At 70.9% G+C, this 20584-nt stretch carries 22 protein-coding genes; 7 read left to right on the top strand and 15 right to left on the bottom strand.

The window, feature by feature from the left end:
* The first annotated feature begins 33 nt into the window (after nucleotides 1-33).
* From DEQ67_RS03975 to DEQ67_RS03965, 3 genes are all read left to right on the top strand, one after another.
* Entirely contained in the window at nucleotides 34-816 is a 783-nt protein-coding gene (locus DEQ67_RS03975; RefSeq protein WP_115860275.1) for an MBL fold metallo-hydrolase, read from the top strand.
* 95 nt (nucleotides 817-911) lie between these two features.
* Nucleotides 912-1607: a YkgJ family cysteine cluster protein gene (locus DEQ67_RS03970; protein ID WP_004064371.1), complete on the top strand. Its 696-nt coding sequence runs from the start codon at nucleotides 912-914 to the stop codon at nucleotides 1605-1607.
* 64 nt (nucleotides 1608-1671) lie between these two features.
* Complete coding sequence (locus DEQ67_RS03965) at nucleotides 1672-2076, top strand: TRAM domain-containing protein (protein ID WP_004044168.1); 405 nt, start codon at nucleotides 1672-1674, stop codon at nucleotides 2074-2076.
* Nucleotides 2077-2252: 176 nt separating this feature from the next.
* On the opposite strand, the gene DEQ67_RS03960 is transcribed toward DEQ67_RS03965, so the two are convergent.
* Nucleotides 2253-3950: a radical SAM protein gene (locus DEQ67_RS03960; RefSeq protein WP_115891343.1), complete on the bottom strand. Its 1698-nt coding sequence runs from the start codon at nucleotides 3948-3950 to the stop codon at nucleotides 2253-2255.
* Nucleotides 3951-4071: 121 nt separating this feature from the next.
* Here DEQ67_RS03960 and DEQ67_RS03955 point away from each other — a divergent pair, with 121 nt between their 5' ends.
* Both DEQ67_RS03955 and DEQ67_RS03950 read left to right on the top strand, forming a co-directional pair.
* Nucleotides 4072-4230, top strand: coding sequence for a DUF7559 family protein (locus DEQ67_RS03955; protein WP_004044170.1), 159 nt, complete (start codon nucleotides 4072-4074; stop codon nucleotides 4228-4230).
* Nucleotides 4227-4715, top strand: coding sequence for an Hsp20/alpha crystallin family protein (locus DEQ67_RS03950; protein WP_004044171.1), 489 nt, complete (start codon nucleotides 4227-4229; stop codon nucleotides 4713-4715). Before DEQ67_RS03955 ends, DEQ67_RS03950 begins: the two co-directional genes overlap by 4 nt.
* A 45-nt stretch (nucleotides 4716-4760) precedes the next feature.
* On the opposite strand, the gene DEQ67_RS03945 is transcribed toward DEQ67_RS03950, so the two are convergent.
* Nucleotides 4761-5927: an NAD(P)/FAD-dependent oxidoreductase gene (locus DEQ67_RS03945; RefSeq protein ID WP_004064373.1), complete on the bottom strand. Its 1167-nt coding sequence runs from the start codon at nucleotides 5925-5927 to the stop codon at nucleotides 4761-4763.
* 282 nt (nucleotides 5928-6209) lie between these two features.
* A complete protein-coding gene (locus DEQ67_RS03940) occupies nucleotides 6210-6992 on the bottom strand; it encodes a DUF7388 family protein (protein WP_004064374.1) in 783 nt (260 codons plus the stop codon).
* Nucleotides 6993-7421: 429 nt separating this feature from the next.
* Between DEQ67_RS03940 and DEQ67_RS03935 the strand changes: the two genes are divergently transcribed.
* The gene (locus DEQ67_RS03935) at nucleotides 7422-7910 is read left to right on the top strand and encodes a DoxX family protein (RefSeq protein ID WP_115802718.1); all 489 of its coding nucleotides are present in this window, start codon (nucleotides 7422-7424) and stop codon (nucleotides 7908-7910) included.
* Nucleotides 7911-8054: 144 nt separating this feature from the next.
* Here the strand turns inward: DEQ67_RS03935 and DEQ67_RS03930 are convergent, their stop codons facing one another.
* The 4 genes from DEQ67_RS03930 to DEQ67_RS03915 all read right to left on the bottom strand — a co-directional run bounded on the left by DEQ67_RS03930 (nucleotide 8055) and on the right by DEQ67_RS03915 (nucleotide 11540).
* Nucleotides 8055-8651 carry an NUDIX hydrolase gene (locus tag DEQ67_RS03930; RefSeq protein ID WP_004044175.1) on the bottom strand — a complete coding sequence of 199 codons (597 nt, stop codon included), beginning with the start codon at nucleotides 8649-8651 and terminating at the stop codon, nucleotides 8055-8057.
* Nucleotides 8652-8680: 29 nt separating this feature from the next.
* Nucleotides 8681-9169, bottom strand: a complete 489-nt coding sequence (locus DEQ67_RS03925; protein WP_115860281.1) for a DUF7109 family protein — start codon at nucleotides 9167-9169, stop codon at nucleotides 8681-8683.
* Entirely contained in the window at nucleotides 9166-10272 is a 1107-nt protein-coding gene (locus tag DEQ67_RS03920; RefSeq protein WP_115802271.1) for a glycosyl transferase family 2, read from the bottom strand. The genes DEQ67_RS03925 and DEQ67_RS03920 overlap by 4 nt, the downstream gene beginning before the upstream one ends.
* A gap of 107 nt (nucleotides 10273-10379) precedes the next feature.
* Nucleotides 10380-11540, bottom strand: a complete 1161-nt coding sequence (locus tag DEQ67_RS03915; RefSeq protein WP_115891344.1) for an MFS transporter — start codon at nucleotides 11538-11540, stop codon at nucleotides 10380-10382.
* A gap of 181 nt (nucleotides 11541-11721) precedes the next feature.
* On the opposite strand from DEQ67_RS03915, the gene DEQ67_RS03910 reads away from it, so the two are divergent.
* A complete protein-coding gene (locus DEQ67_RS03910) occupies nucleotides 11722-11892 on the top strand; it encodes an HVO_0758 family zinc finger protein (protein ID WP_004044179.1) in 171 nt (56 codons plus the stop codon).
* Nucleotides 11893-11937: 45 nt separating this feature from the next.
* On the opposite strand, the gene DEQ67_RS03905 is transcribed toward DEQ67_RS03910, so the two are convergent.
* The 8 genes from DEQ67_RS03905 to DEQ67_RS03870 form a co-directional block, all read right to left on the bottom strand.
* Nucleotides 11938-13029, bottom strand: coding sequence for an aldo/keto reductase (locus tag DEQ67_RS03905; RefSeq protein ID WP_115802269.1), 1092 nt, complete (start codon nucleotides 13027-13029; stop codon nucleotides 11938-11940).
* 91 nt (nucleotides 13030-13120) lie between these two features.
* Nucleotides 13121-14305: a DHH family phosphoesterase gene (locus tag DEQ67_RS03900; RefSeq protein ID WP_115891345.1), complete on the bottom strand. Its 1185-nt coding sequence runs from the start codon at nucleotides 14303-14305 to the stop codon at nucleotides 13121-13123.
* Nucleotides 14306-14406: 101 nt separating this feature from the next.
* Nucleotides 14407-15303 (bottom strand): SDR family oxidoreductase, encoded by an 897-nt coding sequence (locus DEQ67_RS03895; protein WP_115891346.1) that lies wholly within the window; start codon nucleotides 15301-15303, stop codon nucleotides 14407-14409.
* Nucleotides 15300-15719, bottom strand: coding sequence for a DUF5791 family protein (locus DEQ67_RS03890; RefSeq protein ID WP_004064871.1), 420 nt, complete (start codon nucleotides 15717-15719; stop codon nucleotides 15300-15302). The genes DEQ67_RS03895 and DEQ67_RS03890 overlap by 4 nt, the downstream gene beginning before the upstream one ends.
* Nucleotides 15720-15777: 58 nt before the next feature.
* Nucleotides 15778-18843, bottom strand: coding sequence for a DUF7286 family protein (locus tag DEQ67_RS03885; protein ID WP_115860285.1), 3066 nt, complete (start codon nucleotides 18841-18843; stop codon nucleotides 15778-15780).
* The gene (locus DEQ67_RS03880) at nucleotides 18831-19715 is read right to left on the bottom strand and encodes a DUF7284 family protein (protein WP_115860287.1); all 885 of its coding nucleotides are present in this window, start codon (nucleotides 19713-19715) and stop codon (nucleotides 18831-18833) included. The genes DEQ67_RS03885 and DEQ67_RS03880 overlap by 13 nt, the downstream gene beginning before the upstream one ends.
* The gene (locus tag DEQ67_RS03875; protein WP_115860289.1) at nucleotides 19712-20104 is read right to left on the bottom strand and encodes a DUF7285 family protein; all 393 of its coding nucleotides are present in this window, start codon (nucleotides 20102-20104) and stop codon (nucleotides 19712-19714) included. The genes DEQ67_RS03880 and DEQ67_RS03875 overlap by 4 nt, the downstream gene beginning before the upstream one ends.
* Nucleotides 20082-20552 carry a DUF7283 family protein gene (locus DEQ67_RS03870; protein WP_004064877.1) on the bottom strand — a complete coding sequence of 157 codons (471 nt, stop codon included), beginning with the start codon at nucleotides 20550-20552 and terminating at the stop codon, nucleotides 20082-20084. Before DEQ67_RS03870 ends, DEQ67_RS03875 begins: the two co-directional genes overlap by 23 nt.
* Between the last annotated feature and the right edge of the window lie 32 nt (nucleotides 20553-20584).

Here is a 20584-nt window from a genome sequence, read left to right as displayed (position 1 = left end):
CGACCTAACCCGCCGGCGAGCGTAGCCGCCGCCATGCACGCCACGCGCGTCTCCGTCCCCGTCGCAACCCGCGCGCCGACCGGCGCGACGAACGCCTACCTCGTCGCCGGCGGCGGCGACACGCTGCTCGTCGACCCCGCGGCCCGCACCGACCGCCTCGACGACCTCGTCGCGCGCGAGGGCGTCGACCACCTCGCGGTCACCCACACCCACGCGGACCACGTCGGCGCGGTCGCCGCCTACGCCCGCGAGACCGGCGCGACGGTCTGGTGTCGTCGCGGCCGCGAGCGCGCCTTCTCGGCCGCGACCGGAGTCGACCCCGACCGGACGTTCGCGGAGGGGACGACCGTCCCCGTCGGCGCGGGCGTCGAGGTGCTCGACACGCCGGGGCACGCCCGCGACCACGTGAGCTTCGTCGCCGGCGACGACGTGCTCTGCGGCGACCTCGCGGTGGCCGAGGGCAGCGTCGTCGTGGGCGCGCCCGAGGGCGACGTTCGGGCCTACCTCGTCGCGCTCAGGCGACTCCACGCGCGCGGTCCCGAGCGACTGCGTCCGGGTCACGGCCCCGAAATCACGGACCCGCGGGCGACGCTCGCCCGACTCGTCGCGCACCGAAACGACCGCGAGCGGGCCGTCCTCGACGCGGTGCGCGCCGGGAACGCGACGCCGGACGCCGTGACCGACGCCGCCTACGACAAGGACGTGTCCGCCGTGCGCGACCTCGCCCGCGCGACGGTCGTCGCCCACATCGAGAAACTGGCCGCCGAGCGGCGGGTCCGCTGGGACCCCGAGGTCGAGCGAGTCGAACCGCGATAGGGCGCGCGTCGTCGGTGTCCGAGACCGCGGGTGGCCGGGGGTCGCGCCCCCGCGAAAACCGCGCCCCTCTTTGGGCTCGCGCCCGCATCGCGGGTATGGACCTCGACGCCGAACTGGCCCGCGCCCGCGACCTCGACGTGTCGGAACTCGCCGACGCCATCGAGTCCATCGGCTTCGAGTGCACGCGCTGCGGGGCCTGCTGTAAGGGCTACGAGGGCGACGACGGCCCCGAACCGCACACGGCGACCGTCTTCCCCGACGAGGTGCGCGCCTTGCAGGAGGCCGGCGGAGACGACTCGGAAGGCGAGTCGGGAACCCCGATGGAGTGGCGGGACGTGGCCCGACCGATGCCCTACGGCCTCGTCGAGGGCGACGACGGCCCCGAGGGCGAGACGTTCGAGTGGGCGCTCCAGACGACCGCCTGCGGCGACTGCCGATTCTACGAGGAAGACGACTCCGGGCGGGGCGCTTGTCAGGTCCACGAGGACCGCCCGCTCATCTGCGAGACCTACCCGTTCAGCGTCGCCCTCGGCGGCACGAGCCAGCCGATGGGCGAGGCCGTCGACGAGGAGGGCGTCGTCCGCGCCCACGAGTGCGAGGGCCTCGGCCGGGACATCTCCCGGGCGGACGCGGAGGAACTGGCTCGGGCGCTGAAAGAGCGGGCGATTCGAGAGCTCCGCGAGGCGCGGGGCGTCACCGACGCCTACGAACCGGTCGAGACCGGTCCGGGCGAGGTCGTCGTCCACGACTCGGAGGGCGCGAAACGGCCCGACGGGACGCGGGTTCAGTAGTCGAATCCGCTGACTGCGGTACATCTTTAACACTCCGGCCTGACCACATATTGGAGGTCTTACGGTGGAAATCTCAGATAAACTCCTGTGTCTGTTCAATGCTGACGTTCGCACCGAGGACGACCGTTACGTCGTCGAAATTCCGCGCCGCGAAGTCGAGACCGGGACCGTCGAACCCGGCGAGACGTACCGCGTCGCGCTCATCTCCCGCGAGTCGAACGAACCCGCCGAGTCCGAACCGAACGCCGGACCGACGCCCACGAACGAACCGCAACCGCCCGTCGAAGCCGGCGAACTCCGCTACGTCGAAATCGAGGACATCGGCAAGCAGGGCGACGGTATCGCCCGCGTCGAACGCGGCTACGTCATCATCGTTCCCGGCACGGAAGTCGGCGAGCGCGTGAAAGTCGAAATCACCGAAGTCAAGTCTAACTTCGCCGTCGGCGAGGTCGTCGAAGACGACTTCTGACGGCGCTCTTTTCGCGGTTCGACGCCGTCCGCCGCACCGACAGTGCTCACCCCACCGACAGACCACGGCTGCAAGTGAACGACGCACCACGCTTGCGAGTGAACGCGGCGGTCGCGTCGGGCGCGCAGAGAGAGCGCGGTTGCAGGTGAAGAACGTCGTTTCGAGGACTGAAAGCGCTACTGAACGTACTTCGTCACGTCGGCGTCGACGCCCACGTCGGCCGCGTCGGCGTAGGGACGGTTCACCACGATGTCGCCGGCGGTCGACCGCCCGATGCCGGGGATGGCGGTGAGTTCGTCCATCGACGCCTCGTTGAAGTCAAGCGGGTAGGGGACGCCGGTGACGGAGCGGTAGCCGTGGTCGACGACGGCCACGTCGATTGTCTTCCCGAGTTCGCGCTCGCCCGGAATCCCGACCAAAAGCGGGTAGGTGCCGAGTTGGCGGCCGAACGTGCGGCCGTCCTGGTGGTACTCGAGGTGGACGTTCGGGAGGACCGTCCCCGCGGGGGCGACCCGGCGGAGCATCGGCCGGTCGATTTCCTCGCGGACCTCCGTTTTGTACGTCTTGAACAGCTGTTTGTGGTCGCGGGCGATGTCGGCACCCGTGTCTGACATGTCGGTGCCGTCGAACGCCATCACCTGCCGGATGTTGATGCGGCGGACCATGAGGCCCTCGTCGTAGACGCGCTGGAGGAACCGCTTGTTGTGCTCGAACGTCTCCTCGCGCTCGCCTTTCAGCCCGTGGAGGAGGTTGATGCCGGGGAGGAGCTTCGGCAGGCGGTTCGCGGCGTCCGAGCCGTGGGTCGGCGCGTCCGCGGGGTCGTCGCCGGGTCGCCAGCCGGCGACCTCGTTGACGATTTTGACCGCCTCGAAACACTCGTCGGCGGTGACGTTGAGGTTGTTCTCCTCCTGCACCACGGGGTCGGCGGATTCGAGGCCGAACGCCGCGGTGTCGCCGGCCGTGTTGTGCTCGGCGATGATGCGGAGCGCCTCGCGGGACTTCTCGGGCCAGCCGACGATGGTGATGGGGTTGACGTTGTCGAGGTGGAGCGTGCCGAGGTCCGGCGCGACCTCGCGGATGCCGCCGTAGAGCCGGCGGAGCGCGTCGGGGTTCGGAGCCTCGCCGTCGCCGCCGAACGCGAGGATGTCGGCCTGCCGGCCGAGCCGGAAGTGTCGCGCGCCGCGGTCGTAGAGGTTCTCGACCTCCTTGACGACGGAGTCGGCGGTGCGGAACGCGGGGTTGCCGTACAGCGGTTCGGTACAGAACGAACAGCGGTAGGCACAGCCCCGCGAGGTCTCCATCTCGCAGATGAGGTGGTCGGGGTGGTTCGGGTGCTGTTCGACCACGAACGCGCCCATGGCGGCCCAGCGGTCGAGTTCCTCGTTGTCGCGCATGCGGTTGCCGAAACCTTCGAGCCCGGAGTCGACGAGGTCGTAGGCGGCCGCCTCGATGTCGCCCTTGGCGACGAAGTCGTAGTCGAGGTTCTTGCGCTCCATGTCCTGGCCGCCGGCGTTCTCGTCGCCGACGCCGAAGCGAATCGGCCCGCCCATCAGGGCGGTGCCTTCAGCGACCCACGCGAGTTCGCGCACCTCGTCGGGTTCGGCGGGCGTCCCGCCGACGTACTTGCCGGGGACGGTCATGCCGCCGATGTAAATCATGAGGTCGGCGTCGGCCACGTCGCGCCACTTCTGTCTGTCCTCGCGGAGTTCGTCGATGGTGTGGTAGACGACGTTGGACTCGGGGACGCCCGCGTCGACCACCGCACCCGCGGTGAACCTCGGATACGTCGAGATGTACGGCGGCACGCCGAAATGCGCCGGCTCGTCGACGTATCCGTCGACGATAGTCACGGTGAGGTCGGCGGGGTCGGTCATCGGTCGCGGTTCGGGTTCGACGCGGAAAACGCAACCGGTCGGCGGTCGCGGCCCCGAACCGCGTCGTGGGGGCGCTTCCGCCTCCCGCGCGTTTATGAGCGTGGGAGCGTAACTGACGGCCATGCCCGCGACCCTCGAAGTCAAGTGCGCCAACGAGGACTGCGAACTCGACATGTTCGAGCTGCACTACACCTACGACATGCCCGACGACGTGACGGTGGCGGACTTCTCCTGTCCGTACTGCGGCGAGTCCCGCGCCCTGGAGGAGATTCAGCTATGAGCGACCTGCGGAAGTACGGCGAGTCGGCGGCGAACGCCGTCCTCGAACGGGTCGGCCGCGGCGTCAGCCAGATGCAGGAGCGCAAGCCGCTCGCCCACGACCTGCTCGAATCCGAAGACGCCTACCTCGTCGTCTTCGACGCGCCCGGCGCGCGCGCCGAGGACGTGCAGGTCCGCTTCCTCGACGGCGAGGTCGAGATTCGCATCGACCGCTTCCGCGACTTCCACGAGGGCTACGAGATGCGCTTCCCCGGCCGCGGTCTCACGCTCTCGGGGACGGCGACCATCCCCTCCGACGCCTCGGTCGAAGCCGCCGAGGGAACCGCCACGGTCGGCAAGCACGGCACGCTCCAGATTCGGATTCCCAAGGACGAACGCGCGAGCGACATCGCCGTGACCGAGGAGGAAGACGAAGCCGACGGCGAGGCCGACACCGAGTCCGACGACGAAGTCGACTTCGGCGACGTGGACGACCAAGACGCCTGAGTCTCAGTTTCGGGCGCGACGACCCCTCCGAACCTCCGTTTCGCGCTAGTCGCCGTCAAGCGTCATCCCTTCGACCACCGCGAACTCCTCGTCGCCGTCGAAGCGGCGAGGGTCGAACGCGGCCGGAATCCGTTCTTGACCGTCTCCGAGCACCGCCTCCGCGAGTCGTTCCCCGATTGCCGGGGCCCACATGAAGCCGTGGCCGTGCCAGCCGGCGGCGACGTAGACGCCTTCAGCGACCGCGCCGACGAGCGGGTTCCGGTCCGGGGTCGCCCCGCAGAGGCCGGCCCACGCGCTGTCCGGCTGGTCGGCCTCGGCCGCCGCCTCGCCGGCCTCGTCGAAGCCGTCGATGCCGGTCCGGTGGCGAACCCCGTCGAGGGCGTCGGCGACGAACCAGTCGTCCGCGGTCGGGTCCCAGTCGTCGGGGTCGGGTTCGACCGGTTCGACGCCGTCGCCCGCGAGGACGCCGCCGGGATGCGGCCGCAGGTACGACTCGTCGGTCGCGTCGTAGACGGTCGGCCCGCGGTAGTCGCAGTCAGCGACGAGCGCCTGCGCCCGGTAGGGCTTGAGCGCGATTGGGTGGCCCGCGTCGGCGAGCAGGCGGCGCGAGTGGACGCCCGCGGCGACGACGACGGCGTCGAAGCGGGCGGTCACCACGTCGTCGACGGCGACGCCCGGCGGGTCGGTTCGAAGCGTCACCGCGTCGCCGACGCGGAACGCGACGCCGGCCGACTCGCACTGCTCGACGAACAGGTCCACGTAGGCCGCGGGGTCTGCCCAGCCGGCGTTCTCCGCGACGCCCGCGAGGAGCACGTCGTCGGTCCGAATCGGGAACCGGTCGCCCAGTTCGTCGGCTCCGACGAGCGACACCGCGCGGTCGTGGACGCGCATTCGCTCGACCGACTCCTCGAGGGCCGCGGCCGCCGCGTCGTCGCCCTCGCGCGCGAGAAAGACGTAGGGCGTCTCGTGGAAGGCGAACCCGCCCTCGCCCGACAGGCTCCGAAAGCGGTCCATCGCGCTCCCGGCGACGGCCGCGTCGATGTCCTCCGCGTAGGCGTCGTAACAGATGCCGGCGGCGCGGCCAGTCGACCCGCCGCCGGGGGCGTCGCGCTCGAACAGCGTGACTCGCGCCCCGCGCTCGGCGAGGTCGAAGGCGGTCGTCAGGCCGACCGCGCCCGCGCCGACGACCGCGACGCGCGCTGATTCGTTCATACCCCGTCTGCGTCGGCGACCGACTTGAATGGCAGTTGCTCGCCGGTCGTGGGGCGAGAGTGGTCGAGAACTGCGCGGCGCGGTCGCTCAGGATTGTAGAGAGACGGGGTAGGTCGGCCGGCCGTGGCCCGCGTGGAAACCACGTGGGTCCGAAAGGAGCCACCCGACCGTGCCGTCACCTGTCCTCTCCGGCGACCGCGTAAAAGGCCTCCGGTGCTCGGCGCGGCACAGGCGGGGCGAACCGCAGGAGGCGGAGAGCGGGCGACCGCCCGGCGCGCCGGACTACTCTGCGAACTCGTCGACGCCGCGGGCGGGGTAGCCGACCACGAGGTCGATACCGGCGTCGCGGAGGTCGTCGATTCGCCGGCGGATGTCGTCGACCGAGCCGATGAGCGCGTAGTCGCGGGCGGCTTTCAGGAGCACCTCGCGGGCGCGGCCCTCGGCCGAGGCGTCGGTCGCGGCGTCGTCGGGGAGCGCGCGAGCGACGGGACGGCGACGGGAGACGTACGCGCCGACGGCGTCGAGAATCTCGTCGTCGTCGTCGGTGAGGGCGGTCGGGGCGTAGAGCGCGACCTCGCCGCCGAAGCCGGCCGCCCGGAGCGCCCGAACGTCTCTGCGGGTCGACCGCGAGAGGAGTTCGTACTGCGTGCCGCCGGCGGCGAGGGCGATTCGCTCGATGCCCTCGGTGCCGACCCACGCGTCGGGCGCGCGCTCCCTCGCGGCGCGGAGCCGGGGGGCGACCGCCCGGCGCGCCTCGTCGTCCGTCAGATACGCGCCGTGGCCGGCCACGAGCACCTGCCGAACCCCGTCGGGGAGCCACTCGTACAGCGAGTCGTCGCCGAGCGGGTCGAAGCCGTCGGTGCGGACCGGCGTGGTCAGTCGGACCTCCTTTTCGGCCGCGAGGTCGCGCAGTACGTCCTCGTCGGGGAGCCGCTCGCGGCCCTCGTAGTCGATGGCAACGACATCCAGCGGGACCGAAAGCGCCTCGCGCACGTCGCACTCGGCGGGTTTGAGCGCGACTGCGTCCAGACCGGCTTTCGAGACCGCACGCTCGGCGGTCAGCATGCTATCACCACAGAAGTTTCAGTACCGTCGCGGAACGCGATCCATCGTCTGTGCGACCATGTGAGAACGAGTAGCGCGGAGGAGGGCAAAACCCTGTCGGTGACGGCGATGCTGGCTCTCCCGGCGGTGTTTATATACCCTGCATCGCCCCGGCAGCGACCGGTTCCGCAGCGCGTGTCAGCCGGTCGCACTGCGAGAGACCGCCGTGTTCACCCGCGTCTCGACACGATTGTATTTAGGACACAATTCTATGTCTCGATTAGTAGTCGAAAACGAATCGTGACAGTCTCAGACGCCCGTTTTCGGTCATTCCCAGTTCTATGGATTCGGAAATCGCGTCGCCGTTATATGGGGTTCGCGGCCGACGATTCAGATGTAAGGTGAACCGAGATGCCCGCTAACGCACAAATCGAGATGCTGGGGAACAGAATCGACTTCGACTACTCGCGGGGCGTCACGGGCTACGTGCTCGTGTTGACCCGCCTCATCACCGGTTACTGGTTCCTCCACGCGGGGCTGGGGAAGATAACCGGTGAGCCGTTCAGCGCCGCGGGCTACCTCGCGAACGCCCCCGCAGCCTCGCCGCTCCAAGGCTTCTTCGCGTGGGCCGCCGCGACCCCGTGGCTCCTCGACCTCACGAACGTCATGGTTCCGTGGGGCGAGTTCCTCATCGGTCTCGGGCTCATCGTGGGTGCACTCGTCCGGCTCGCCGCCTTCTTCGGCGGCGTCCTGATGGTGTTCTTCTACCTGGGGAACGCCGAGTGGGGCCACGGCGTGGTCAACGGCGACCTGTTCGGGCTGATGATGTTCGTCATCGTCGGCACGCTCGCGGCGGGCCGCATCCTCGGCCTCGACGCCATCATCGAGAAGATGGAGTTCGTCCGCCAGCGCCCCGCGCTCAAGTACCTCCTCGGCTGAGGGGGTACTCGGGGGGCAGAAAGGGAGTTGTCGTGGGGACGACGACACGCTGACGCGGTTTTGTTTTTCGGAACTGACTCAGACACCGTGAGCGGGCGCGCTGGGGGCAGTACGCCGAGGAGAACGAGACGTCGAGTGGGGACGCTACACCGGGTAGTCGGCGTCGGGGTCGACCACGCGGTCGACCTCCTCGGGGACGCGCCAGTCGGTCGTGAGTTCGAGCAGTTGCACGAGCATCCGCCCGGTCGCGCCCCAGACGGTGTAGCCGTCGACGTGGAAGAAGTGGAGCCGAATCTCGCCGTACTGCGGGTGGTCGCGGCGTTCCGACTCGTAGTTCGCGCGGTCGATGAGGTCGCCAACCGCGAGCACCGCGATTTCGGCCACCTCGCGCTGGTCGGGTTCGTACGCGCGGTCGGGAACCGTGGCGACGAACGGCGAGACGGCGTAGTCGGTCACGGTTCGGATGTCGTCGAGGCGGCCGTGAAACGCCGCCTCCTCGGGTCGAAGTCCGATTTCCTCGTTGGACTCGCGGAGCGCGGTCGCCCGCAGGTCGGCGTCGCTCGGTTCGCGGCCGCCGCCGGGAAAACTCATCTGGCCCGGGTGCTCGCCGAGGTGGTCGGCGCGCTTGGTAAACAGGATGTGCGGCCGCTCGTCGCGGAACACGACGGGGGCGATGACGGCCGCCCGCCGGCCCGCGTCGACGGTCACCGGTTCGTGTCGAGTGACGCCCGCGAGGTCCATCGTCACGGTTCGTAAAGCGATGCCGCGACTTAGGCCTGCCCCTCCGCGTCCAGCGCGGCGTCGAGGCGCTCGCGAATCGACCCCACGTCGGTGTCGGCCCACGCTTCGAGGTCGTACGTCACGTCCAACAGCCGCTCGATTTCGTCGGCGTCGCCCGTCTGCACCGCGCTCGCGGCCGCCGCTCGGAGGCGGGATTCGACCTGCGTCGCGAGTTCGTCCCGCGGCACCTCGCGGGTCGGGTAGTCGAGGATGTGCGGCAGGTCCTCCGCCCGGTCGGGGAGCGTCGGAAACGCCATCGGGCCGACCGTCAGGAGTTCCGCGTCCGTCTCGTCGTCCTCGTAGGGGACGAGGTAGTAGGCGTCGACCGCGTCGGAAATCGCACCGGAGAGGGCGTCCCCGTCGGTCTCGCGGCCCTGTTTGAACGCGAGTTCGTCCAGCGCCGTCGCCAGTTCCTCGCGGGTGAGCGCGCCGAAGAGGTCGACGACGCCCGCGAGGTCGTCGTAGGTGGTCTCGCTCATCGGCCCGCGCCCTCCCGAACGTCGTCGAGGTCGTCGCCCGCGGCGGCGAGCACCTCGTCGGGCGACAGCGACGTGTCGTTCCACGCCGGGAGCCGCGTGTCCTCGCCGGGTTTCGAGATGGCATCGGCGTAGGTGGCGACCTGCTCGCGCTCGTCGCCGCGGTCGTAGTCGAAGCCGTTGAACGCCGCGTCGGCCGCGTACTGCTCGACCAGCCGGTGTCCGGCCTCGCGGTAGCGCTCCGCGAGCGTGTCGAACTCGACGCTCCCGCCGTGTTCGACGACCGCTCTGAGGAGCGTCCGCCCGACCGACTCGCTCATGTCCGAGAGGCCGGTCGGGCCGCTCACGGAGCGGTGGTCGTGTTCGTACTCGCCGAGGTCGACCTGCGCGCTCCGGTCGAAGCCGGCGTGGGCGAAGGCGTCGCCGAGGGTGCCGACTTCGAGGCCCCACTTCCGCGGCGACCGCATCCGCACCGCGAGGTCCGAGGTGGCGGCGAACTCCCCGGCCAGCGCGTACCGAAACGAGTCGAGATACCGGACGATGGGGGCGTCGGTCTCGGCTTCGAGCGCGCGGACGAGCGGGGCGTAAAACAGCCTGAACAGCCGGCCGTAGAGCCGCTCCTCCTCGACGCGGGCGTAGTAGCCTTTCGAGAAGTCGTGGCCGTGCGCGAGCGGGAACAGAAGCCGCGGGACGTAGCGCTCGTCGTAGGTCTTCGTGTCCGCGTCGTGGACGACGACGTACTCCTCGCTGGCGGCGCAGCCGAGCGCGAGCCACACGTCGCGGCCCTTGCCGCGCTCGCCGTCGAGGCCGTGGGAGTCCAGCAAGTCGGCAACGCGGGGGCCGTCGCACCACAGCACGTCGAGCGGCAGGTCGTACTCGTCGAGCCAGTCGGTAAAGGGGGCGACCCGGTCGGCGGGCGCGCGGAGGGGGACGACGACCCGCGCCGGCGAGAGCGACTCCAGCGTCGACAGCACCCGGTCGGCCGCGAGGCCGGCGTACTCCCGCTCCGTCATCGGCACGACCACGGCCGCGCGGTCGGTCGGGGCGTCGGGGACCGAGCCGGAGAGGTCGTGGAGCGTCGTGACCCGCTCTTGTACGTACTCCATCGTGTCGGCCGTGGGACCGGGCGAGCAAAAGTGCGGCGAGAGCCGAGTCGGCTGCCGACTTCGCTCCGGGCGTCCCCGGTCGCCCCCCGGTCACCCCCGGTCGCCCCTCAGTTCGGGATGCGCCCGGCGTGTTGGAGCGCGATGAGGCCCGCGACGACGACCGCCAGCCCGACCGAGAACCAGAAGAACACCTCGTCGAACGCGTAGCCGACGTCGGTCAGGGTGCCGACCGCGCCCGACCCGCTGGCCTGGAATATCATCATGCCGAACGAGTACACCGAGTAGGCGCTCCCGCGGCTCTCGTCGGGGAGCGTGTCGAGCAGGTAGGCGTCGAGCGCCGGAAAGAGGCTGTGGATGACGTAGCCGACGACCGCAGTGACGACGATGAGACCGACGAGGCTCGACGTCATCGTGAGGACGAACACCGAGACGACGAAGGAGACGAGCACGCCGAGGATGTAGGGGATGCGCGGAAGCTTGTCCGCGAGTCGCCCCGAGAGGAAAAACGCCGGCACGCCCGCGCCGAAGACGACCGTCAGCATGTTTCGCGCCGTCGTCGCCGGCAGGCCCTTCGACACCATGTACAGCTCGTAGAAGTTGAACAGCCCCTGCCAGACGAAGCCGGTGAAGCCGAGGATGACGATGCCGGTGAGGACGACCCGCCACTCCGTGCGGGCCGCGCCGAGGAGGTCGCGGTCGGCCGCGCCCGCGTCCGGGAGGTCCGTCGAGCGGGCCGTGACGAACAGCGCGAGCGTCACGACGGCGGCCGCGAGGCCGACGCAGACGAAGACGAGCTGCCACGCCGCGGAGACGAACGGGAGGCGGTCGACGAGGTCGGGGCCGACCGCGAGGACGAGCGTGACGAAGGGGGCGACGCCGACGGCCGCGAGCTGGCTGGCGGTGCCGTGGATGCCCATCGCGCGGCCGACGCGGTCGGGAAACAGCTCGCTCACGAGCGGGTTGGCGGCGACGAAGTACGCGCCCGAGGCGAGCCCCATCGAGACCGCGCCGACCATCAGCGCCTCGATGGTGGTCGCGCTGGCGGTCACGCCCGAGGCGACGACGAGGACGACGCCGGTCCCGAGCACCACGCGATGTCTCGGCACGCGGGTGAGCAGCCAACCGGTCGGGACGCGGAGGGCGGCGCTCCCGAGCCAGACGAGGGTGGCGACGATGCCGACGGTGGCCCGGTCGACCTCGAAAAAGAGAATGAACTCCCCGAGAAGCGGTGCGAAGACGACCCGAGCGAGATTGACGAGTAACACCATCCCGCAGAGCGTTCCGAAGAGGCGGCCACGTGACACGGACGGAACCGCGCGCCGCGAGGTGACAACAGTTTCGGCTGAACGAGACCGCGGGGCGTCGTGCGGGTCGAAAACGGGGGTGTTGTGCGGGTCGAAAACGGGGATTGTCGTCGGGTTTTTATGTTCGTTGCACAAACGGGAGCGTATGAAGACAACGCGGAAGGGGCTTCGAGACGGGGAGTTGGAAAAAGACACCTACGGACGGCTGACCTGCTCCGAGTGCGGCGAGTCGCTGAAGAAGAAAAACGACCCCGACGAGGTGTTCTCGGTCCGTATCTGCGCCGACTGCGGGCGCGAGTGGAAGGAACTCAGATAACCGCGAGTCGACCGAAAGCGGCCGTCCGAGAACGGGGGCGACTGCTCACTCGAAGACCGAATCGAACGTCCGCGCCCCGAGGGGGTCGAACGTGCCGGCCGCGACGTTCTCCGCGACGTGTTCTACCGACGATGCGCCGACGAGCGCCGCGGTCACGCCGGGCGCGCTCCGCGAGAAGTTGAGCGCCCGCTGAGCCGCCGTGTCGCCCGCGAGCACCGAGTTCACCGACGCCGGAATCTCGGCGGCGAGGTCGCCCTGCGCGAGGCTGGCGCTCGTGAAGGCGTGCAGGCCGTGTTCGTGGGCGTACCAGAGCGCGCTCATCGCCTCGCCCGCGTCGGTGTCGTGGGCCTCGACGGTGAACGCGTCGGCCATCACGACGTTGAACGGGAGCTGAATCGCTTCGAGCGAGTGGTCGTCGTTGCCGACGGTCTCGGCCGCGCGCTCCGCCCGACGGACGAGTTCGGGCAGCGACAGGTAGGCGTCGTGGTCGGGTGCGACCCGGAGCGCCTCCCACGTTGCGACGCCGTACCGACCGATGTCGGCGGCGGCGACCCGGCGTTCGAGCACCTCGAAGGCGGCCTCGACGCGGTCGTACACCGTCTCGCGGTCGGTGACGGCCAACTGCGTCTCGGGGTTGTGGAGGTAGTAGCAGTCGACGTGGTCCAGTCCCGTCAGGTCGAGCGAGCGGTCGACCATCTCGTCGACGAAGGCGGGCGCGATGGTGTGACTGCCGTGTGCGAGTTCGTCGGGGTCGGCGAGGCCGGCGTCGAGGACCGTCTCGCGGACGTACGCGCCGGGGTCGTCGGGGCGCTCGCGGTCGAAGGGGACGAACCCGGCCTTCGAGGCGACGACGACGGCGTCGCGGTCGACGTCGGCCCCGCGGACCGCGTCGCCGACGACCCGCTCTGCGCGCCCGTGACGGTAGTTCGACGCGGTATCGACGAGGTTGACGCCGTGTTCGAGCGCGGAGACGAGCGACTCGCGGTAGCGGTCGTCGACCGCGTCGGTCGGCTCGCCGAGGTAGGTTCCGATGCCGATACTGGAGACGACGCCGGGGCCGAACCGGCGGTAGAAGGTGCGGCCGAAACTGTCGCCGAACCGGTCGCGGTAGGCCCACGTCGCCCGTCCTGTTGCCATGGGCGGGGCTACGGCGGCCGGCTGTTAAGGGCCACCGGTCCGGGTCCGCGATAGTGGTCCCGGTCCGGTCCGATTCGGTCCGGTCCGAGAGTCAGATATCGCCCGACAGCGCCTCGAAGATGTGTTCGACGAGTTCGTCGCGGGGGACGGACTCGCCGTTGCCGCCGTCGGTGACGGCGTCGGGCCGGATTATCTGGCCGCCGCCCATCCGGGCGTGACCGCCGGCGCTCGCCCCGCGGTAGTGGTCGAGCGCGGATTCCAGCGTCCGGCCCATGTGGACCCGGTCGTCGCGGGAGCGCCCCGAGAGGTAGACGTTGCTCTCGCGTTCGCCGCAGACGACGGCGGCGGTGACGCCCTCCAGTTGGATGAGTTCGTCGGCCGCCTGCGGGATGGCGTCGACGTTCGAGATGGTGCCGATGTCGGCGACGGCGAAGGGGCCGCGCACGTCGCGGCCGGCGATGGCGCGGGCTTTCGCCTCCAACACCTCGCGGGAGACCTCGGGGTTGGCGATGCGGTCGAGGTGGTCCTCGTTGACGCCGGGAAAGAGGAAGCCGGCGGCGTCGAAGTCGGCGGCCGAACAGCCCGCAGTGAGGTGTTTGGTGTCCGTGAGAATCCCGTAAACGAGGCCCGTCGCGACCTGCGAGGGGACGGTGTACGAGGCGTTCACCTCGCTTGCGTGCATGTCCGGCGGGACGGGTTTCGCGCCCACGTCGCGGAAGTACTCGGCGACGATACTCGAACACGCGCCGTAGTCGGTCCGCACGTCCGTGAAGGCCTCGCCGGTCCCGTCGCCGGGATGGTGGTCGACGACGGCGTAGGGGAGGATGCCCTCCGCGCCCGCGAAGCCGCGCGGTTCGTTGTGGTCGACGAGGACGACCGCTTCGGCGGCGAGGTCGCTCACGTGGTCGATTGGGTCTAAGTCGAGGTCGAGAACGGTTCGGAACGCGCGATTTTCTTGGTGTCGAATCTGGCCGGCGAACTGGATGGTCGGTGTGGTGCCGACCTGTTCTGCGAGACAGGCCACGCCGATTGCCGCGGCCATGGCGTCGGGGTCCGGGTTCGGGTGCATGAGGACGGCGATTTCGTCGACGCCCTCCAGCGCCTCAGCGAAGCGCGTGCCCATCGGCCGCTTGAACCGAATCGCGGCGTAGACGACGAGCGCGAGGGCTCCGAGCGCGACGACGAGCGCCGCCGCGACCTCGGGGTGAGTGCGCACGAACGAGTCGAGAGACTCGAAGATAGCACCCGTGTCGAACTGCCCCACCGGACCGAACATACACAACACGACCGGGGCCTACCGTATGAATATTCCCCCTAATCGAGCTGTCCTGAGTGACAGAATTTCGGCGGTTCGAACCTGTCGTCCCCCGAATACGGTCAGTCGCCGTCGGCTCGGTAGGCGTCGATTGCCGCCCGGTAACCCTCCCGATACGTCGGATACGCGAACGAATAGCCGAGTTCGCGGAGGTAGTCGTTCGAGCAGCGCTTGCTCGTCAGGATGCGGCGACGGGCGGCCTCCGAGAGGTCGCCCGCGTCGAGGCGTTCTTCCTTCGTGCGCTTTTCGGGGCGCGGGACGCCGCACTCGTCGGCCAGCCAATCCGCGAACTCGTGTTTCGAGACGGGTTCGTCGTCGACGACGAGGACGGTGTCGTCGCGGGCGCGGTCGGTTTCGAGGAGGGACGCGACGGCGCCCGCGGCGTCGTCCCGGTGGACCATGTTGAGGTAGCCCGCCGTGACCGGGCCGGTCAGATAGCGGTCGAGTCGGTAGCGGCCGGGGCCGTAGAGGCCGGCGAACCGGGTGACGGTCCCCTCGATTCCCCGCTCGGCGGCGTGCTCGCGGGCGACGCGCTCGGCCTCCGCGAGGACGCGCGTCTTGTCGGTCGTCGGGTTCAGCGGCGTCGATTCGTCGACGAAGTCGCCGCCGTGGTCGCCGTAGACGCCCGTACTCGACGTGTAGACGAGGCGCTCGGGCGGCGAGTCGCGGGCGGCGAACTGGTCGATTGCCGTCCGGAGGCCCTCGACGAAGACGGTCTGGGCGGCGTCGGCCCCGCGGCCGCCGGAACTCGCGGCGAAGACGACGTGGTCCACGTCGGGGACCGCTCCGAGGGAGTCGGCATCGGTCACGTCGGCGCGAACCGCTTCCGCGCCGGTGGCTTCGACGGCGTCGAGGCCGTCGTCGGAGCGGCGGACGCCCCACACGTCGTGGCCGTCGGCGACGAGCGTGCGGGCGAGTTCGAGGCCGACGTAGCCGCAGCCGAGGACGGCGACTCTCATCGCTCGTTTCGGACGGCGATGACGTGGTGGATGGCGGCCAGTTCGTTCAGCGTGGCGGCGGTGCGGCCCTCGATGGCCTGCTGAATCTCCTGTCCGGAGAGGTCGAGGTCGACCTCGGACGCGAGCGTGTCCACGTCGAGGATGCCGCTCGTCATGCCCATGAGGAGGTGGTCGCGGAACTCCCAGACGATGGCGTCGGCGTCGGGGTTGTCGTCGGCGAGTTCGAGGACGGCGGCGGCCTGTTCGAGCGTGAGGTCCAACACGCCGTTCGAGAGCGCGGCTTCCGAGACGCCCGCGGCCTCGGCGGCCGTCTCCGGTCCGGCGGCGTCGACTGCGCGGCGAATCTCGTCCTCGTAGGCGGCCCGCAACTCGTCGGCCGAGAGGGTTCCGGGCTCCGCGGCGGCGTCGTGCAACATACACCGCGGGTTCGGCGTTCCGGCGGCAAAACGGTTGCCACTCGGGTCGTATTGGCGGCTACTCGTCGAGCGGGCAGTCGGCCGCGACGGTACAGCCGGGGCCGCCCTGCCACCCCTCGGAGCGCTCGTCCGCGTCGCCGTCGATGTCACCGACGCCGACGCCCGACGGCGGCACCGCGACGACGATCGTCGTCTCCACGTCGAACGAGACGCGGTCGCCGCGACCGACCGTCTCGGCGGTGCCGTCGTCGTCCCAGTCGAGGGCGACCGTCGAGCCGTCGCGGGCGTACGTCAGCGACTCGGCGTCGCCGCGGGCGTGGACGCGGAACTGCGCGAACTCGCCGGCGACCGCCACGTCCCAGACGTTGACCGTGGCGTACCAGGAGCCGGGAACGGGCGCGACCGGCATTCCGGCGGGGATGCGCTTGAACGACGTGTCGAACCGCGAGTCGAGCGTGTCGTTCAGGCGGTCTGCGACCGCGTCCTCGGTCGCGCTCATCGCCGCATCGGTCGCGGTGTCGGAGACGGCCTGCTGGCGGGCGGTCCGCGTCGTCTCGACGGTCCGGTTCGTCAGCCGCTGTGGGACCGTCGTCGAGCGGTCGCTGCGAACGGCTCGGAACGCATCGTCGAGGCGGAGTTCGAGGAGGTCGGCCTCGACGGTTCCCGGAGCGGCGGCCTCGACGGCGATTGCGCGCGCCGCGGAGCCGTTCGTAATCGCCAGCGCCCGATGAGCCGGGTCGTCCCACGCGCCGAGCGAGCGCTCCAAGATTCGCTGGCGCTCCGTCACGGAGTGGTTGGTGTGGTCGCGAAGCGTGTGGCGGGCGGCCTCCTCCGCGGGAACGACCGACCGGTCGACCGCGGTTTCGAGCCTGTCGCGGCGGTCGGCAAGCGTCTCGTTCGTTGCGTTCGTGTTTTCGAGCGTCGAGTCGGCCGCGAGGAGCGTGCGGGCCGCGACGCGGAGGGGAACGCGGCGGTTCGCGCCGAACAGCGGTTCGAGAACCGTGTCGGCGGCGTCGCCGTAGGGGAGCGTAAACAGGTTCGTGTTGCGGGCGACGAGCGGGTGATACGTGCCGCCCCGGGCGACCGTGGGGACCGCAGCGCCATCGAGGCCGCCGAGCGAGAGGTACATCGGGTCCGCGTCGGGGACGAATCTGACGCCGCTTTCGTTGGCAGTTCCGTTCGCGCCGTCGGCTCGCGAGTCACCGAGCGCCGCGCGGGCGACCTCCTCGGCGCGGACCGCCTCCGAGAGCGAGCCGAACTCCGCGTCCTTGCTCTCGTTGTTGGCCGCGTCGCTCGCCGCCGCGGTCTGGTTCGCCCGGCGGTCGAGCGTCGCCAGCACGCGGTCGAGGTAGGTCGCGCGAACCGCGACGCGAGCCCGGTCCGCGACGCCGTCGTAGGCGGCCGGCGCGTCCACGAGGTCGCTGCGGTCGGTGCGGAGGTCGGACGCGAGCTCTGCGGCGGGGTTCACCTCGCCCGCGGCGACTCGCCGCGCAGACACCGTCACGCGCCGGTCTCTGACCCGGTCAGCGAGCGCGATGAGGTCCGAGCGAACCCAGCGGTCGAGGCCGGCTGCCATCGGTGCGGTCGTCTGTCGCGGTTCGGGCGGGGTGCCGGTCACAACATCGCAGGCGATGTCGTCGAAGCCGCCGCGCGTCACGACCATGTCGGCGGCCGCGTCGGCGGCCGCGGCGAAGTTTTCGCCGTCGAGCGCGCCGCCGGAGGTGGCCGCGGGGTCGATGGGTCGAACGGGGGCTGAGACGGCGGCCGGGTCGACGACGGCCGCGAGGTCGACGCGCGTCCTCGTCTCCGTTCGCGCTTCGGTCTGGAGCGTTTCGTTGCCCCGGCGGAACGTTCGAGTGGTCGTCTCGACCGTCGTCACGATGCGGGAGCCGGCGTCGACGACGACGGTGTCGGCGTCGACCGCCGGAGTTCGCGTCGGCACCGTCTCGGCCGACGACGACGTGTCGGTCGAGATGCTGACGAGTGTCCATCCGCGTCCGGAGTTCTCCGGCGGGTCTTCGGTCCGAGAGAGAACGTCCGTTTCGGCGTCGATTTCCACCCCGGCGCGGTGGGCGTCCGCGACCACGTCGTCGTAGGCCGGCGCGTCGCCGCGGCCGTCGAGGAGGCCGACAAGCGCGTGGTCGGCGGCGGAGCCGACGGAGGCGTTGATGGTCCGGTTCGTCGGGACCTCGCTCGCGGGCGACTCCGCGTCCGGGTTCGGTGCGGGGAGCGCGTTCGCCAGTTCGGGCGCGGCGGGGGCGCCGGTCTGCGAGAGCAGGCTCTGGGCACCGACGCGGACGGCGTCGCGGCCGGTCGCGCCGCGGGCGTCGGCGTCCGTCGCCCCGAACGCCTGCTGTTCGGCGAGGAGGACGCCGGCGTTCGTCGCCAGCGCGGCGTGGTCGTTCGAGACGACGTTGTCCACGGGCGCGCCGGCGTACTGGCTCCAGCCGCGGGTCCACGCCGAGGCCCACAGCGCGGTCGTCACCGTCGCGTCGAGCGTCCCGCCGTCCAGCGCGTTCGCGTCGAGGCGGCGCTCGAAGGATTCGGTCCGGTCGTGGAGCGCGAGGACCGGCGTCCGGACGCCGACCGTCGTAGTGACTGAGTCGGCGGCGACGGTGCGGCCGCCGCGGGCGACTTCGACGGAGACGTTCTCGACGGTCGCGACGAGGACGGTTCCGTTCTCGCGACTCGATATGGAGACGCGGTCCATCGCGTCTCGCAGGCTCGACTCGTTCGTCGGTCGCGGCAGGGTCGCGGTCGCGTTCACGTCGCCGCGGCCGACCGAGACGGCGCGGAGCCGCTCCGTCGCGGCCAGCGCGATGCGGAGCCGAAGATAGTCGCGGAAGGTGTGCTCGTCCGAGAGCAGTCGCCCGGCGGTCGTGTTCGCGGGCGAGGTGACGGGGTTCGCCGCGGCCTCGCGCGCCGCGTCGCCGACGGCCGCGCGGACGGCGGCGTCGGCCTGCGCGGTCGCGCGGTCCATCGCGTCGTCGACGCGGCGGTCGGCCACGGGGTCGTGGGCCGAGAGCGCGCCGGAGAACGTCGCGCTCCCGACGAGCAGTAACACGCCGAGCAGGGCGAACGGAACCCGCCCCCGGTCGTCGGCGGCGAGTCTCACGGCGACCACGTCCTGACGACGACGGTGACGCGTCCCGCGGAGACGGCCTCGGCGGCGGCGCGCGGGGTGTCGTACCGGGCGCGCATCGTCTTTGCGAACCGCGGATTCAGCGCCGCGGCGAGGTCGGCGTTGGCGGCGCGAGTCTCCTCGCGGGCGACCTCGGGCGCGACGGAGGCCCCCGCCAGCGCGCCGGCCCGCTCGTAGCGGTGAGCCATCAGCGTCGATACCGGCTCGTCGCCGCGGAGCGCGAGCCGGGCGAGCGTCGGCGGGAACAGCCCGGCGACGGTCCGGTCCGCGACGAGCCGAGCGACGGCGTCGAAGCCGTCGTCGCTGGCGGCGATGGCGTCTTCGCGCGCTGCGGGGAACCCGCTCGGCACGTCGAGCGTCGCGGAGTGAACCGTCGCCGAGGACGGCGGCTCGGGACCGAGCGTGTCGTTCGCGCGGACGGACGAACCGGGGAACGGCGTCCACGAGACGGCGACGGAGACGCCGCGCGTCGGGAGTTCGGAGGCGGCGCGGGCGGCGGCCCGCTTCCGGAAGTCGTCGCGGGCGCGGGTCAGGCGAACGCCGTCGACGGTGACTGCGCCGAGCGTCGAGCGGGCGAGGAGTCCGGCGAGGCTGCCGTGGGCGGTCCGTTCGAGTTCGCGGGCGTCGATGTCGTCGGCATCGAGCAACGACGGGTCGGCCGCGTCGACGCCGGGTGAAAGCGAGTAGTTGACCGTCGCGGTGCTCGTGGCCAGCGACGAGGCGACCCCGTCGGCGTCGACGGCGGCATCGCCGTTGAGGCCGGTGTCCGCGCCGGCGTCCGCGGTGACGACGAGGCCGATGCTCGCGCTCACGAGGAGTAGACACACCGTCACGTCGAAGACGAGGTCGGTCATCGCCACACCTCGACGCGGAGCGTGCCGAAGCCGACGCGTCCGGGCTCGGCGCGGACGGTGACCCGAGTCGAATCGGTGTCGGCGTCGGCGGGCGCGTCGGGGCCGACGGCGCGGCGGTCGTCGTCGACGGCGACGACGACGCGGCAGGAAAAGCCGTCCGGACAGGCGTCACGGGCGTCGGAGAGCCGCGAGAGGACGACGACGCCCGAGTCGTCTTCGAGCGCGGACTCGACGTTCGACAGGGTCGCGAACGCGAGGTCGCGGTCGGCGGTCGGCATCGACTCGTCGAGCACCGTCGCGTAGCCCGAAATCGCCGCGCAGACGACGAGCAACGCGGTGAGCGCGGCGACGGGCGAGGCCTGTGCTCTACGCCGAGACGACGGTGACATCCGTTCCCTCCCAACTGACGTGGCGGACGACGAGCAGTTCGCTGGCGGGCCGCCACGAGGCGTCCCGGTCGCGTGCGGTCTCGGCCGCGGCGTCGAACTCGGCGGCCGTGTCGAAGACGGCGCTCGGGGGTGCGCCGCGGGCGACCGAGCCGAGTCGAGAGTCGGGGGTTGCCGGCGTGACCGGGCCGAATCCGAACGTGGCGTGCGCCGCGCCGCCGTCGTTTCGGAGCCCGATGCGGTGCGGGCCGATGCGGACGGCGTCGGCGTCGAGGTCGTGTTCGGCGGTCGCGTCGTAGTCGGCGACGGCCACGGTATCGACGGCGTCCGCGACCCCCGAGGCGTCGGGTGCGGGCGTCACCGGGAGGCCGGCGACCGTCCCGATGAGGACGGTCGCGGCCACCGAGAGCGCGGTCCACGTGTAAAGCGTATCGAGCGGTGCGTCGAGCATAGACCGGGGTGGTCCCGTCCGGGTATATAAAC

It is taken from the genome of Haloferax sp. Atlit-48N (assembly GCF_003383015.2).
GTDB lineage: Archaea > Halobacteriota > Halobacteria > Halobacteriales > Haloferacaceae > Haloferax > Haloferax volcanii.
This window is presented reverse-complemented; position numbering and strand designations above follow the sequence as displayed.

Bases quoted from the DNA above. Each gene is read 5' to 3' on its own strand.
- DEQ67_RS03940 (WP_004064374.1), bottom strand. From the start codon at position 6,992: ATGCTGACCGCCGAGCGTGCGGTCTCGAAAGCCGGTCTGGACGCAGTC.
- DEQ67_RS03895 (WP_115891346.1), bottom strand. From the start codon at position 15,303: ATGAGAGTCGCCGTCCTCGGCTGCGGCTACGTCGGCCTCGAACTCGCC.
- DEQ67_RS03880 (WP_115860287.1), bottom strand. From the start codon at position 19,715: ATGACCGACCTCGTCTTCGACGTGACGGTGTGTCTACTCCTCGTGAGC.
- DEQ67_RS03945 (WP_004064373.1), bottom strand. From the start codon at position 5,927: ATGAACGAATCAGCGCGCGTCGCGGTCGTCGGCGCGGGCGCGGTCGGC.
- DEQ67_RS03930 (WP_004044175.1), bottom strand. From the start codon at position 8,651: ATGGACCTCGCGGGCGTCACTCGACACGAACCGGTGACCGTCGACGCG.
- DEQ67_RS03890 (WP_004064871.1), bottom strand. From the start codon at position 15,719: ATGTTGCACGACGCCGCCGCGGAGCCCGGAACCCTCTCGGCCGACGAG.
- DEQ67_RS03875 (WP_115860289.1), bottom strand. From the start codon at position 20,104: ATGTCACCGTCGTCTCGGCGTAGAGCACAGGCCTCGCCCGTCGCCGCG.
- DEQ67_RS03915 (WP_115891344.1), bottom strand. From the start codon at position 11,540: ATGGTGTTACTCGTCAATCTCGCTCGGGTCGTCTTCGCACCGCTTCTC.
- DEQ67_RS03960 (WP_115891343.1), bottom strand. From the start codon at position 3,950: ATGACCGACCCCGCCGACCTCACCGTGACTATCGTCGACGGATACGTC.
- DEQ67_RS03970 (WP_004064371.1), top strand. From the start codon at position 912: ATGGACCTCGACGCCGAACTGGCCCGCGCCCGCGACCTCGACGTGTCG.
- DEQ67_RS03900 (WP_115891345.1), bottom strand. From the start codon at position 14,305: ATGTTCGGTCCGGTGGGGCAGTTCGACACGGGTGCTATCTTCGAGTCT.
- DEQ67_RS03950 (WP_004044171.1), top strand. From the start codon at position 4,227: ATGAGCGACCTGCGGAAGTACGGCGAGTCGGCGGCGAACGCCGTCCTC.
- DEQ67_RS03905 (WP_115802269.1), bottom strand. From the start codon at position 13,029: ATGGCAACAGGACGGGCGACGTGGGCCTACCGCGACCGGTTCGGCGAC.
- DEQ67_RS03870 (WP_004064877.1), bottom strand. From the start codon at position 20,552: ATGCTCGACGCACCGCTCGATACGCTTTACACGTGGACCGCGCTCTCG.
- DEQ67_RS03920 (WP_115802271.1), bottom strand. From the start codon at position 10,272: ATGGAGTACGTACAAGAGCGGGTCACGACGCTCCACGACCTCTCCGGC.
- DEQ67_RS03955 (WP_004044170.1), top strand. From the start codon at position 4,072: ATGCCCGCGACCCTCGAAGTCAAGTGCGCCAACGAGGACTGCGAACTC.
- DEQ67_RS03975 (WP_115860275.1), top strand. From the start codon at position 34: ATGCACGCCACGCGCGTCTCCGTCCCCGTCGCAACCCGCGCGCCGACC.
- DEQ67_RS03910 (WP_004044179.1), top strand. From the start codon at position 11,722: ATGAAGACAACGCGGAAGGGGCTTCGAGACGGGGAGTTGGAAAAAGAC.
- DEQ67_RS03925 (WP_115860281.1), bottom strand. From the start codon at position 9,169: ATGAGCGAGACCACCTACGACGACCTCGCGGGCGTCGTCGACCTCTTC.